The 14108-nt window shown below is 49.3% G+C and carries 9 protein-coding genes and 1 tRNA gene; 5 read left to right on the top strand and 5 right to left on the bottom strand.

Going from position 1 to position 14108, the window contains the following annotated elements; all coding sequences use genetic code 11:
* Window positions 1-3: 3 nt before the first annotated feature.
* Window positions 4-1641 carry an acetolactate synthase large subunit gene (locus VP504_RS04310; RefSeq protein ID WP_325893107.1) on the bottom strand — a complete coding sequence of 546 codons (1638 nt, stop codon included), beginning with the start codon at window positions 1639-1641 and terminating at the stop codon, window positions 4-6.
* Between the two features lie 353 nt (window positions 1642-1994).
* On the opposite strand from VP504_RS04310, the gene VP504_RS04305 reads away from it, so the two are divergent.
* The 5 genes from VP504_RS04305 to VP504_RS04285 all read left to right on the top strand — a co-directional run bounded on the left by VP504_RS04305 (window position 1995) and on the right by VP504_RS04285 (window position 7085).
* Window positions 1995-2085: transfer RNA gene (locus VP504_RS04305), tRNA-Ser, on the top strand.
* Between the two features lie 415 nt (window positions 2086-2500).
* Window positions 2501-3544, top strand: coding sequence for a hypothetical protein (locus tag VP504_RS04300; protein ID WP_325893106.1), 1044 nt, complete (start codon window positions 2501-2503; stop codon window positions 3542-3544).
* A gap of 214 nt (window positions 3545-3758) precedes the next feature.
* On the top strand, window positions 3759-5126 hold the full coding sequence (locus VP504_RS04295; protein WP_325893105.1) for an alanine racemase: 1368 nt from the start codon (window positions 3759-3761) through the stop codon (window positions 5124-5126).
* Entirely contained in the window at window positions 5123-6187 is a 1065-nt protein-coding gene (locus tag VP504_RS04290; RefSeq protein ID WP_325893104.1) for a PLP-dependent cysteine synthase family protein, read from the top strand. Before VP504_RS04295 ends, VP504_RS04290 begins: the two co-directional genes overlap by 4 nt.
* Complete coding sequence (locus VP504_RS04285; RefSeq protein ID WP_325893103.1) at window positions 6180-7085, top strand: DMT family transporter; 906 nt, start codon at window positions 6180-6182, stop codon at window positions 7083-7085. Before VP504_RS04290 ends, VP504_RS04285 begins: the two co-directional genes overlap by 8 nt.
* Window positions 7086-7140: 55 nt before the next feature.
* Here the strand turns inward: VP504_RS04285 and VP504_RS04280 are convergent, their stop codons facing one another.
* The 4 genes from VP504_RS04280 to VP504_RS04265 all read right to left on the bottom strand — a co-directional run bounded on the left by VP504_RS04280 (window position 7141) and on the right by VP504_RS04265 (window position 14100).
* On the bottom strand, window positions 7141-8052 hold the full coding sequence (locus tag VP504_RS04280) for a LysR substrate-binding domain-containing protein (protein WP_325893102.1): 912 nt from the start codon (window positions 8050-8052) through the stop codon (window positions 7141-7143).
* 559 nt (window positions 8053-8611) lie between these two features.
* Entirely contained in the window at window positions 8612-9190 is a 579-nt protein-coding gene (gene copI, locus VP504_RS04275; protein WP_325893101.1) for a copper-resistant cuproprotein CopI, read from the bottom strand.
* 54 nt (window positions 9191-9244) lie between these two features.
* The gene (locus VP504_RS04270; RefSeq protein WP_325893100.1) at window positions 9245-12373 is read right to left on the bottom strand and encodes an efflux RND transporter permease subunit; all 3129 of its coding nucleotides are present in this window, start codon (window positions 12371-12373) and stop codon (window positions 9245-9247) included.
* Complete coding sequence (locus VP504_RS04265; RefSeq protein ID WP_325893099.1) at window positions 12370-14100, bottom strand: efflux RND transporter periplasmic adaptor subunit; 1731 nt, start codon at window positions 14098-14100, stop codon at window positions 12370-12372. The genes VP504_RS04270 and VP504_RS04265 overlap by 4 nt, the downstream gene beginning before the upstream one ends.
* Window positions 14101-14108: the final 8 nt, after the last annotated feature.

The following is a 14108-nucleotide window of genomic DNA, read 5'->3' as shown; positions in this document are numbered from 1 at the left end:
CCTTTATCCGATAGAACGGCTTTCCTTGATAAGAACATTCAAAATGGAGTGGTTTAGTGAGTAGTCCACTGGCAAATCAATGAGGTGAACGCCTTTGGTGTTTAGCGCATGTTTTAGAATCGACTGGAATTCGTCATGGCTATCAGGACGGTGACCAATCGCACCGAAGCTGTTGGCGTATTTCACGAAATCAGGGTTACCGAAATCCAAACCAAAGTTGTCGAATTCCATGCCTTCCTGTTTCCACTTGATCATGCCGTAGGCGCTGTCGTTCAGTATGATAACGACCAGATCCAGCCCCATACGAACTGCGGTCTCGATTTCCTGCGAGTTCATCATGAAGCCGCCATCACCGTTGACTGATACCACTTTCTTGTCCGGATAGAGTTGTTTAGCCACCATGGCTGAAGGCAAACCCGCGCCCATTGTGGCGAGGGCGTTATCCAATAAAAGGGTATTATTGCTGTGGCACTGGTAATTGCGAGCAAACCAGATTTTGTATACGCCGTTATCGAGTGTGACGATGTCTTCATCATCTAACTGGTCACGTAGGATTTTCACAAGACGTTGGGGAAGAATAGGGAAGCGTCGATCTTCAAAGTACTTGGTAGTGCGCTCATCAACATGGGCTTTTACGCGGCCGAAATAGCTCATATCTTGTGAAAGCTTGCCGACTTTCTCCGTCAGACGGCCCACTGATGAACAGATGTCACCTACGACATTGAGTTGCGGGAAGTACACTTCATCAGTGCGCGCTGCAAAGAAGTTGATGTGAATGACTTTGGTACCGCCTTTCTCCATAAAGAACGGAGGCTTCTCGATGACATCGTGACCGACGTTGATAATCAGGTCAGCTTTTTCAATCGCACAGTGCAGGAAGTCATGGCTTGAAAGGGCTGCAGTGCCGATAAAACGCTCATGACGCTCATCCACCACACCTTTACCCATTTGAGTATTGAAGAAATAGATACCCGTTTTTTCGATGAATTCTTTTAGAGCTTGGCTGGAACGTTTGCGATTAGCACCCGCACCAATCAACAACAGCGGCATCTTGGCGTTTTTGATCATTTCTGCTGCCTGATCGAGACATTTCTCGTTCGCATCAGGCCTTCGGTGATTCACCACATCAAATACCGTTGCGCCTGAATCTTCTTCGGCAATATCTTCCGGAAGTTCGAGATAACCAGCGCCCGGACGCTCTTCCATACACACACGGAAGGATTCGCGTACCATTGCGGGGACATTATTGCCGTCTACGACTTGTTCGGAATACTTGGTAATTGGTTTCATTAGGTTGACGACATCAACAATCTGGAAACGTCCTTGCTTACTCTTACGAATCGGCTTTTGACCGCCAAGCATTAGCATCGGCATCGCGCCTAATTGAGCATAAGCAGCCGCTGTAACAAAATTCGTTGCACCTGGACCAAGTGTTGAGAGACAGACTCCGGGTTTCCCGGTTAATCGACCATATGTCGCTGCCATAAACCCTGCAGCTTGCTCATGACGAGTCAGGATGAGTTCAATTTTGGAATCTTTCAGCGAGTTCAGAAAATCGAGATTTTCTTCACCCGGAATGCCGTAGATATAGTCAACACCCTCATTTTCCAGCGCACGCACAAATAAATCTGAAGTTTTCATTGTCGTCTCTCTTCTCGTTGGCCAATTAGCCTATGCTCCACAAGATGACCTCCAGACCTTTCTGCGACGTTTAATGTTAAGCAGGAAGTGCCTTCATCTCTTCGGTTGTCAAAGTGATATGCCTATCAATAGCGCAAGGCTTTTTTCATCATTGTAGTCACAACCATGAGAAACTGACCAAATCAGAGGGTTAATTGCGCCTTTCGGCTTGGATGTTGGATCTTTTGGCTGGATATTTGTGGAAACTTTCGTCTTATACCGTCAGTGCGTTTAAAAAAGAGGCACTTAAATGCGAATGTGTAGAAAAGGGGTTTACACTCTTCCGCGCCCCCGTTAATATTCGCCGCACTTACGGAGAGATGGCTGAGTGGTTGAAAGCACCGGTCTTGAAAACCGGCATACGTTAATAGCGTATCTAGGGTTCAAATCCCTATCTCTCCGCCATATTAGAAAAGGCCGCTGAACTATCAGCGGCCTTTTTGCATTTTTACCCCTTTCAAGAATAGGGTGCAGAGCCCTAGACCCTATGGGTTCAGCCGAGCGAAGTGAGACAGCGTTGTTCGGCGAAGCCGATTAGGCAACGGCCCGAAGGGCAAGTGGGGGTTGCCCAAGTAAACCCCGCTATGTATTTTTCTGGGTCCGCTATGTTGGGTTTAGCTTAGTTAACAGAGCTGTCCTTTATAAAATGCTCTCAGCATGCAACAAAAATTCTTGAAAATCATGGAGGTGCATTTCCTGCATTCGCAGTTGCAAACAATTCCAAATATCCCCCAGCCTTAACTTGTACGCTGTCATCTACTCGAGCTGACCCAAGAAGTTAGCGTTGTTTACAGCCTCGCTGTTCATTTAGGGGGGAGTGATGACACAGCCAACATACGCCTATTGCCTTCGCCCGTTGTCATTTCAGGACAACGGCACTTTTACCGCAGATCTCTGTTATCAGGAGCGCACAGATACAGTAGTGCTTTCTTGGAGTAATATGTTTTGCCTCGCCGGCATGCAAGATGGTTCCGCCCGCGCTGCGTCGAAATTCTTACCGGCTTTGTTTCCATTGAATCGTTGGGGAGATGCTGAAAGTACGAGCATGCTGGTTCGCGAATTGCAGTCTTCGGCTTGCCATATGTTGAGACTCCATGCACCACCTTCAGAAGCGGTCCGGAAAGAACTGGAGAAACTTAATTTCAGCGCGCTTCAACTGTGTAGATTGAGCGGCTATTCCCAGGGTAATTTCAGTCGTACAGTTGAAAGCAAAAAAGATGCGGACATGGCGCTAAGCCTTGTCCTTTCAACGCTTCACCGCCTCCGTGCTTTGACCATTATGTCAGGACAGCAGGGAAGGGCATCAGCAACAGACAGCAAAGACCAAATGCTGGCTTCATTTAGGGTCAAACTCCGTAATGTGGAGGATATGAGCCGCCCTTTGGCGGGAACAAAGCGCTCTGATTTACCCTCTGTAGTCTTCGACCTTATGGGATATGGGGTCGTTCGCCTGACTGTCATAGACATGGTTCAGCTGATGATAGGTGAACGTCTGCCACCACCGCTTGCCTGCCTTGAGGAGCGACTGGGTCAGGACGAGCAAATGAAGGCTGAGCTGGTGCGTGTAAGTTATGAAGTGCTTCTCAAAAAATGGATGAGTAAATCGGTCTGGCAACATGTCCTTACGGAGTTTGGGCTTAATACCGGAGACATCTATCAGCTTGGCACACCATTTACTGAAGCGGTTTTATCGGATACATCTTCGGCATTTGACTGTCCGCAGCCACCTTGGCTGATTTGGATTATCCCTTTTCTGACCAACTCTGGCGTAGGTAATATGATTCCTAATCATGCGGATTATGCGCCGCAGATTCCCGTTAGTGAAATTATGCCTCCACCCGTTTTTGTTAGCTCCAGCGAGTAGGAAAAGTGTCTCCAAAGCAAAGGAATGCAAAAAATGCAGACTAATGTGCACTTAATTCTATAGCGTGTGATGTCCTGAAAATTAATCATAGAAACCGACAATCTGGTGCACTTAGGAATAAGTGCCTCAGATTGTTCGGGTAATTGAACACAGCCAAGATGCTTGAATTTTTCACGCGGCTGTCCTGATTTGTAGCCTGGACGCTGGAGACGCAATGAATCATATCAGTATGGATACTGGGGTGGAGGTGGTAGCACGTAACGACTTCGACATCCGCTTTCCGGCAAAAGAGGATCTGTCGCTTCCTTATCGCCAACTTTTTCCACTTATCACCAACGCGGCAAACACACCATTTCACGCTATTCTTCCCCACCGCATAAAGGAAAATATCAATAGCTTAAAACAGGTACTTTCCCATCAATTGGGAGCACATTTCCAAGTGCTGTACGCCATGAAAACCAATCGCTCGGCTGCATTGGTAAAAGCGGCCGCTGAGGAAGGAATTGGCATAGATGTATCATCCCTTGAAGAATTCCAATTGGCTCTTACCCAAGGCGTGATTGGGCGACAGTGTAGCCTGTCGGGGCCGTTTAAGTCGGAAGCGTTTCTGACACTGGCGCTTAGACAGGAAGCCAGAATTGTTGTCGACACCGACGAGGAGTTAATTCAAATTCAGGGACTTGCGTCATCAATAGGGAAGAGTGCTCGAGTATTACTTCGCTGGAACGCAGAGCAGCCCCACACTCGTTTTGGAATGAACAAAGAGAAACTCAAAGCAGCTTCATTGTTTGCTGACAGCCTGTCAAATATTGAATTGGAAGGGGCGGGATTCCACCTTTCTGGTTACTGCCCCTTTGAGCGAGGCAAAGCGTTATCTGAACTGCTTGATATTGCAGACGCGTTACGCTTTGGGGCCGACATTCGCTGGAAGGCAATAAACATTGGTGGCGGATATCCGCTCCGCTATGTCGAAGAAGCTACTTGGCGACGTTTTCAAAATGCTATCGATAAAGAGGATTTTGCTGCGGGCCGCATGCCAAAAAGTTTTTACCCTTACTGGCATCCGGATACCCTGGAAACCGCTGTGGAGAAAGTCCTGAAAGAAGGCGACAACGCAGCACGCCTCAAAGCCAACAGAATAGAGCTTATTGTTGAGCCCGGAAGGGCATTAACTGATGGGGCTGGTTTTACCACTTTCGAGGTGCTTGGTACCAAAACCACCAATGCGGGAGATTACTGTGTGATTGTCAAAGGACTGAGCTTTAGTTTCTCTGAGACCTGGTTCAACTCAGAATTTATCGTCGATCCTTTACATCTTCCAGTTTCTGAGGAGAGCACAGATAGCTTTATCCCTGTTCGTGCATACATCGCAGGGCAAAGCTGCCTTGAGGAAGATGTACTAACTTACCGAAAAGTCCCCTTTTCTCAAATGCCCAAAGCGGGAGACTTACTGGTTTTTAATAACACCGCTGGCTATCTGATGGATCTGCTGGAAACTCGCTTTCATGGTTTGCCTATCCCTAACAAAGTTGTACTGGATAACAAGGAAGATTCTTTTTTAATCGAGGAGGTAAGGGGATGAAACTCTGCACAGCAATGCATCAAATGATTGGGGAAACCCCAATGCTTGCCTTGAAATTTTCCCATAGTGATTGGACGCTTTGGCTGAAAGTGGAAAAGAATAATCCCGGGCAAAGCATGAAAGATCGTATGGCAAGGGAGATGCTTTTTGATGCGCTGCGCTCAGGTCGATTGAAACGCGGCGGAACAGTGGTGGAATCCTCTTCCGGTAACACTGCCACTGCACTCGCTTATATGTGTGCGGAAATTGGCATCAACTTTATCGCCGTTGTCGATCATCATGCGGCCCCCGACAAACTTGCAGCGGTAAAAGCCTATGGTGGCAAAATACATCTGCTGGAAGGTGATTTTGCCGATGATGAAGTGGCAACGGTTGCCCGCATTGAAACTGCACGAAATCTTGCCGCTTCTATTGATGGCGGTCTGTTTATGGACCAGTGCAATAACGCTGCGAACCCAGCGGGTTACACCAACACGCTGGCGGTAGAGCTCCAGGAGCAGCTTGGCGACGACCTCGATAGTCTGGTTTGTTGCGTTGGCACAGGCGGGAGCATCGTCGGTGTAGGCGAGGCGCTTCGCGTGCGTTATCCAGCGCTGGAAATTATTGGTGTGGAACCGGTTGGTTCGGTGATTTTCGGTTTCCCAAGTGGGCCTTACTGGCAATCTGGAACAGGCATGCCAGAAGGGGATGTGATGGGGCCATTTTACGACCCTGACCTTCTTGACGAAGGCGTTCGCGTCAGCGATGCGGAAGCCTTCACGACCTGTCGATATCTCGCCCGTGAGCACGGATTGTTGGTGGGTGGTTCAGCGGGTGGCGCAATTTACGAAGCCATTAAACGCTGTGCGAAGCGCGAAGGCAGCGGCAACATGGTTTGCCTGATTTGCGATGGCGGAGAAAAGTACCTGAACACGGTTTACAACGATGAGTGGCTGCATGGTAAAGGACTTTACCATGGCTCTGTCTATGAATACCTAAGCGATGTTATCGCTAGACCGCAGCGCATAGAAACGCCATGGTTTGACGCCGAGCAAGAGGACAAGGAGGCGTCTTTTGCATAGAGAGACACATTGGAGTGGACTGGCGATGATATTCCTGGCTGTCCTTTCTGCGACGGCCATGGATGCTTTTATCAAGCTTGCTGGTGGTGATATAGGCACTTGGCAGTTGCTGTTTATGCGCTGGATAATCGGCACTTTAGTCATCTTGCCTGTGGTGGTCTACTACTGGAAAAAGCGCGAGACGATTAAAGATCGCCGTATCTACTACTGGCGCTTTGCGCTCAATCTGGTGGGTTGTTACGCCTTGTTTTACTCCTTGGCCAACCTACCGTTTGCCACCGTGATTACCATTTTGTTTGCAGAGCCTATTTTCATTATCCCGCTGGCTGTTGTTTTACTCGGTGAAAAGATTTCGCTGAAGAATGTTATCGCGAGTTTAGTAGGTTTTGGTGCGGTGTTTTACATCAATCGACCTGAAGAGGCGGGAAGTGGCTTCAGTGTGGTTGCGCCGATTGTGGCGGCACTGACACTTGCTGTCGAACATGTTCTAAACAAACGCCTTGGCTCACAAGAAAACCCCCAGTTTATGCTGTTCTGGTTGGCGGTACCGTTGGCCGCGGTATCTCTGCCAATGACAGTGTTTGTGGAAGGCTGGGTAGATATCTCGGCCATGCAATGGGGCATCGTACTTCTCGCGGCAGTGTTGGGAAATGCCTACAACTATTTCATTATTATGGGGTTCCGCCGAGCACATGTGTCTACAGGTAGCGTGTTGCTTTATCTGTCAGTTCCTATGGCATTTATTATTGGTGTGGTGTTTTTTGATGAAATCCCAACGCTGTCCGGTGTGGTTTGCGGAGCACTGATCTTAGGGGCAAGTATGTTGGCAAATATGCGAAGGCCAGGAGAGAAGGGCAACGAGGAAACCAACGCATCAGAAGTGCCCGTAAACTCCTAACGATATTTATTTGAAGCTCTTCAAAACCGTAAAAACTCGCCCTAGGGCGAGTTTTTTATGCGACGTCAGCCTGTGATAAGGCGGGGAGAACGAATTGGCAGTTTTCCGTCAGCCACTTTTCAAAAAATCGATAGGCATCCTCATCCGGCATAACACGTGAACCAGCGAGTTTGTAGCCAAATCCAGTTGGTACGACCTCTGGTGTCACCATCACCAATTCCCCACTGGCAATTTCCTTTTGGATGAAGAGGGGATCTACCACGGCAATACCACCAATCTCCTTAACGATGGAAATTGCGCTGCTGATGGAATCCGTCATCATGCGCTGCGAGCAACAACTTTGGGAAATATCTATATTCAATTTGTTCAGAAAGATGTTCCAGTCGGCTTCAGTCGATGTAGGGTGAACGATGCGTCCGTGTTTGAGCAACTCAGGCCAAGAAGGATCGTTGAGGGTTTTAAGGTATTCCGGTTTAGCGACAGCAACGAGCTGCTCATTGTAGAACTTCTCATCCTTGCTATTAACGGTATAAACCACTGCCATATCAAAGTCTTCATCGGCAAAATCGATGGTGTGGCTATAGGCAACATGAAAGTGAAATTGACCGAATTCGCTAACCATTGAAAAGTTATCGTGGGTATTGGGGAGTAACCAGCGCAATCCGAAAGAGATTGGGAGTTTTACATTCAACGAATCATCTTTTTTTAGCGTTGAACAAGCCGAGTTGATGATTTCAAATCCATCATTTAATTGCTTTGCCAATTGCTTCCCGGCTTCGCTCAGTTTTACATTCCCCTTACTGCCAAGTACCAGTCGCTGATCAAAGTAGTTTTCGACAGTCTTAATGTGCTTATAGACGCCTGTTGCATCGATACACATTTCCTCTCCGGCTAGGAAATAAGACTGGGTTCTGGCTACAGCCAGAAAGACTTCAAGACTTTTGTAAGAGGGGGTACATCGTGACATTGGTTATTTATTGAGTCCTGTTCCAATAGTGGAAGGATTATATGACCTATGTTGTCTTGATGTTGCAATGAATGTCCGAGTTTTTGGGTTTGATGTGAGAGATGAATCTAATTTCAACAACAGTCATGTTGCAGAGAGTAGTGAGTAGTCATTCTATTTGACCCTGTATTTAGTGAATTTGTCGGAAAATTTTACATGTTACCCATATTATTGGTCAATTTGCCCCGGGATTGCAGTGTATGCTTATTTGGTCATTTTGTTACAGGGTGAGTCAATATGTAGCAAAAGAATACTCACTAACCTGACTCACTTTCGGCTTTCTCTACACCCACCTATTTGACGTAATCAGCAGAAAATACCCGCTGAGCATTCTTACTTTTCGAACCTAGTGAATGAATCATCTTTACCAAAAAGAACAGAAGAGTCCAAATTGTTTATCAACATGTGTTGAGTGCGAAAGAGGCTTATTTCTTTGCAGCCCCTCTCTAATACATCTTTAATGACGCCTTTTCCTACAAAAATGAAAGAGCCGCATCATTGCGCCACTTTGTCTGATGAGTTATAGCTTCACACTCTTCACCATACCTGCTTCCGCATGGCCTGGGATGTTACAAGCAAACTCCACATTCTTGTCACCATGGAAGTGCCACAGCAGCTGTTTGGCTTTACCCGGCTTCACGGTCACCGTGCTGCCCGAATCATGATCGTGATGGCCTGTCATGGTTTTCATCATCTCACGGTGTTTCAGTTGCTCTTCCATCGAACCAATAGAGAACTCGTGGTCGATTTTACCCGCGTTCATCACCACGAACTGCACCACATCGTTCGGTTCGATAGTCACGTCTTTTTTGAAGTTGATGCGCATGTCATCAGTCAGGATAACGTGAACCACTTTGTCGGGCTTCGCGCCGTTAGCTGGCATACCTACCGCTGACATGCCTTCCATGTTCATCATGTTTGAATGGTCCATTTTAGAGTGGTCCATATCACCATGACCCATGGCGCTATGATCCATTTCTCCATGATTCATCGTGCTGTGATCCATAGAACCGTGGTCCATTTTCGAATGGTCCATCGTGTCAGCAAATACACCAGTGGTAACCAGAGCCAGAGAAAGTGCAATCAGTGTCTTTTTCATCGTGTTTTCCTTTTAAAAATGGTTATCACTGGGCTAAAAAGCCCAGTGGATTTGTTATGCGTTTTGGGTGACTTCTTTGTTTTTCCATAGCTTGAAGATGGCTGGGAGAACCAGCAGGGTGAGCAGCAGGGCAGACGCCATGCCGCCAATCATTGGCGCGGCGATACGTTGCATGACCTCAGAGCCTGTACCCTCGCCATACATGATGGGGATAAGGCCGATAATGACTGTCAGCACCGTCATCATGACCGGACGTACACGTAAGCCTGCGCCTTCGCGAATGGCATCGGTTAAATCCGTGATTGTGAGCGGTTGGTTTTCTTCCTGAGCATGGAGTTTGCGGTAATGCCAAGCCTGATTGAGGTAAACCAACATGATGACCCCAATCTCCACCGCAACACCGGCAAGGGCGATAAAACCCACGCCAACAGCAACGGAGAAGTTGAAGCCAAGGTAGTGCATCAGCCACAGGCCGCCGACCAGAGAGAGTGGCAGGGTTGCCATGATGATCAGCACTTCACCGACGCGGCGGAAACTCATGTAAAGCAGCAACATGATGATGGCGATCGTCACAGGAACCACAACGCTCAGGCGTTCTTTGGCGCGTTCCATGTATTCGTATTGCCCTGACCAAGCGAGTGAATACCCTGCTGGCAGTACCAACTGCTCTGCGACGGTTTGCTGTGCTTCTGCCACATAAGAGCCCAGATCACGGCCGTCGATATCGACAAACACCCAGCCGTTAGGACGCGCGTTTTCCGTTTTGATCATCGGTGGGCCATCTTCGTAACGAATATCCGCGACGTCCGCTAGCGCAATACGCGCACCGTTTGGTGTTACCAAAGGCAGTTCCTGAAGCTTCACCACTGAGTCGCGGTAATCTTGCGGATAACGCACGTTGATGGGGTAGCGCTCCAAGCCTTCGATGGTTTCGCCGACATTCATGCCACCTACTGCAGTAGTAATCACCTGCTGAACATCTTTGATGCTGAGGCCGTAACGGGCGGCGGCACGACGTTTAATATCGATAGTGACGTAGCGCCCGCCAGCAACGCGTTCTGCGTAAACTGAGGCTGTGCCTTCGACGCCGTTCAGGATCGGCTCAAGTTGGGAGCCAATAGTTTCAATCACCGCCAAATCTGGGCCGGCGATCTTGATACCAATCGGTGTCTTGATTCCGGTGGCCAGCATGTCGATACGGGTTTTAATCGGCATCACCCAGGCGTTGGTTAATCCCGGGAAGTTCACCAGATCATCGAACTCCTTACGCAGTGAATCTGTCGTGACACCGTCACGCCATTCTTCGCGAGGTTTCAATTGGATCACGGTTTCAATCATGGTCAGCGGTGCAGGGTCCGTCGCGGTCTCGGCACGGCCAATCTTGCCCCAGACAGATTCCACTTCAGGTACGGTTTTGATCAGCTTGTTAGTCTGTTGCAGCAGTTCACGCGCTTTACCGATGGAAATGCCAGGGTAAGTGGTTGGCATGTACATCAGGTCACCTTCATCCAGCGGTGGGATGAATTCGCTGCCGAGCTTACTGGTCGGGTAGTACGCCGACGCCATCAGTGCGATTGCTACCACAATCATGGTTTTCGGGAATTTCAGGCTGAGGTTCAACAGTGGGCGATATAGCGCCACCAAACCGCGGTTTACCGGGTTCTTGTTCTCAGGCAGTACCTTTCCGCGAATGAAGTAACCCATCAACACAGGCACGAGCGTGATCGCCAAACCGGCAGCGGCAGCCATTGCGTAGGTTTTGGTGAACGCCAGTGGCGAGAACATTTTGCCTTCCTGACCTTCCAGGGCGAACACAGGAACAAAGCTCAGCGTAATGATCAGCAGCGAGAAGAACAGTGGCGCACCGACTTCTTCTGCGGCTTTGCTGATCACCTGCCAGCGGTTTTTGTCCGTCAGCGGCGTTCGTTCAATATGCTTATGGACGTTCTCTATCATCACGATCGCGCCGTCCACCATGGCACCGATGGCGATGGCGATACCGCCTAACGACATGATGTTGGCGTTAATACCTTGCCAGTGCATCACGATAAACGCAGAGAGAATACCGATTGGCAAACTGATGGCGATAACCAGCGACGAGCGGATATGGAACAGGAACAGAGCACAGACCACCGCAACCACGATGAACTCTTCCGCGAGCTTCTTCCAAAGGTTCTCAACGGCCGCATCAATAAGCGTCGAGCGGTCATAGGTCGGGACGATTTCCACACCTTCCGGCAAGCTGCGTTTGAGGTCTTCCAGTTTGGTTTTAACGTTGCCAATCACCTCGCTGGCGTTTTCACCAAAGCGCATCACAATCACGCCGCCAACCGCTTCACCTTCACCGTTAAACTCGGAAATACCGCGGCGCATTTGAGGGCCGATGTTGATATCCGCGATGTCACCCAGCAACAGAGGCGTGCCTTTGTCGGTTACCTTGATAGGCAGTGATTGAATATCTTCCACGCTGGAAAGGTAACCTGTGGTGCGTACCATGTGCTCAGCTTCAGCGATTTCGATCACCGACGCGCCCGCTTCTTGGTTGCCGTTCTGGATTGCCATGTTGACCTGTTGCAAGGTCAGGTCATAAGCACGCAGTTTGGCAGGGTCAATTTGCACTTGATACTGCTTCACCATGCCGCCGACAGTGGCCACTTCTGATACACCTTCGACCGTTTGAAGCTCGTACTTCAGGAACCAATCCTGCAAGCTGCGAAGTTCAGCCAGATCGTGTTGCCCAGTTTTGTCCTGCAACACGTAGCTGTAAATCCAGCCCACACCGGTAGCATCCGGACCCAGGGTGGGTTTGGCATTCGGCGGCAGTTTGGGTGCAACCTGGCTTAGGTATTCCAACACACGGGAGCGTGCCCAATACATGTCGGTATCATCATTGAAAATGATATAAACGTACGAGTCGCCAAAGAAGGAATACCCGCGTACGGTTTCCGCACCCGGCACCGCCAACATCGCGGTAGTGAGAGGGTAGGTGACCTGATCTTCCACTACCTGTGGCGCTTGGCCGGGATAGGTGGTTTTGATGATCACTTGAACATCAGACAAATCAGGAATGGCATCAACAGGCGTATTTTTTACGCTGTAGAGACCACCCAACGTCAGGAATAAGGTCGCAACCAACATCAGAAAACGGTTGGCAATCGACCAGCGAATAATTGCGCCAATCATTGATTACCTCCATTCAGCTCCAGCGCTTTCAGTGTGTAGTCAGAACCGTTTTTCTGAACCTGAAAACGTACCGTCTGACCTTCTGCAAAGCTGCCAAGGTCAACGTCTCCATCTACCGAGAAGTTCATTTCTCCTGCTTCCCAGTTCCACTCATCTACCGGCTGGTGGTTGAGTGTGATCATGCCGAAATCTGCCATTAACATGGAGATATCGCCGACGACCCAAACTTCATTTGGTGTTGTGCTTTCACTGACTTTGTAATCAACGATTTCGTATTGACCGGAAGCGCCTTTCTGCATTTCGAAGTCGATGGCCTGACCAGCAGAGAAGTCGCCCATTTCGATGCCTTCTGCAAAGGTGAAATCCATCACCATGCCCGGCCAGTTCCATTCAGGAACGGGTTCATGGTTGATGGTCAGCATGCGGTGGCCTGCCATCACGTTAGTGATTTCGCCTTTTGCCCACTGGGTTTCAGGTGGTGGTACTACACCCTGATCTTGAGAAGAAGAGATGCGCGCTAAATCTGCAGATTGGCTAGACTCAGAGTCCAGCATGAAGTGTGCAGAAGTGACAATGCGATCTTGCTCTGTGAGCCCTTGCAGTACCTCGATCTTATCGCCTGCTTCGCGACCAACCTCGATGCGGGCAGAGCGATATTTGCCTTCACCTTCTGCCAGCACCACGCGGGTCATGCCGCCAGAGCGGATCACTGATGACTTAGGAATAGTCAGCACCGCCTCATCGGTCACTGGTTGCAATGCAATATTGGCGAACATGTTCGGCTTGAGATCGCCATCCTGATTCGAGAATTTCAGGCGAACGCGAAGGGTTCGGGTTTTTGGATCCAGAATCGGATAAACGTAGTCGACCTTACCTTGCCATTCCTGACCGGGAATCGCGTCGAGCGTCATGGTGGCTTTGCTGCCTGCTTTCACCCAGTGGGCCTGACGTTCGAAGACTTCGGCATCAACCCAGACTTCTTCTAATGGGCCTGCACTGATCACCGCTTGAGCAGGGGAAAGATAACCCCCTTCGCGAATGTTCAGGCTTGCGATGACACCGTCTGCGAGCGCCTTTACTTCAATAGTTTGTGAGGCTTTGCCACGCTTTTTAATTTGCTGGATCTGTTCGCGGTCGACGCCAAGTGAAACCAGACGTTCGGTCGCGCCTTTGACCAGCCCATTTCGGCCAGTGCGGTAGGCGTTGAGCAGTTCTTCCTGCGCTTTGACCAGCTCAGGAGAGTAGAGCGTGAAAAGCACATCGCCTTTACTGACTTTCTCTCCGACTGCGTTGATGTAAAGTTTCTCAACCCAGCCCGCGACACGGACGTTCGTTTGCCATAGCAGGCTCTCATCGAAGGCGATGTAACCGACGGTTTCGATGCGTGGAGATAGTTGGGATAACTCAACGGCCGCCGTTTTCACGCCAAGGTTATTTTCAACTGCTGGGTCGATTTTCACTGTGCCGGGTTTGTCGTTACCCCCAGCCAGGTCTTCGGCATAAACCGGGATCAAATCCATCCCCATCGGTGATTTACCCGGCTTATCGCGCTGATAGTTAGGGTCCATCGGTGCGACCCAGTACAGAGGCTCGTCTGAGCCTGCAGATGAAGTACTTTCTGCCATGGCCGACATATCGTGGCCATGCCCGGCCATAAATTGATTCGCGCTAAACCCAATCACGCCACCGACCAGTAACGCCAATGTGGCTACTTGCATTGTTTTCATTGTTATTT

Origin of the sequence: Grimontia sp. NTOU-MAR1 (assembly GCF_035758505.1) — a bacterium.
Lineage (GTDB): Bacteria > Pseudomonadota > Gammaproteobacteria > Enterobacterales > Vibrionaceae > Enterovibrio > Enterovibrio marinus.
Note: the sequence above shows the minus strand (reverse complement) of the source record. Positions and strands in the feature narration are given on the sequence as shown.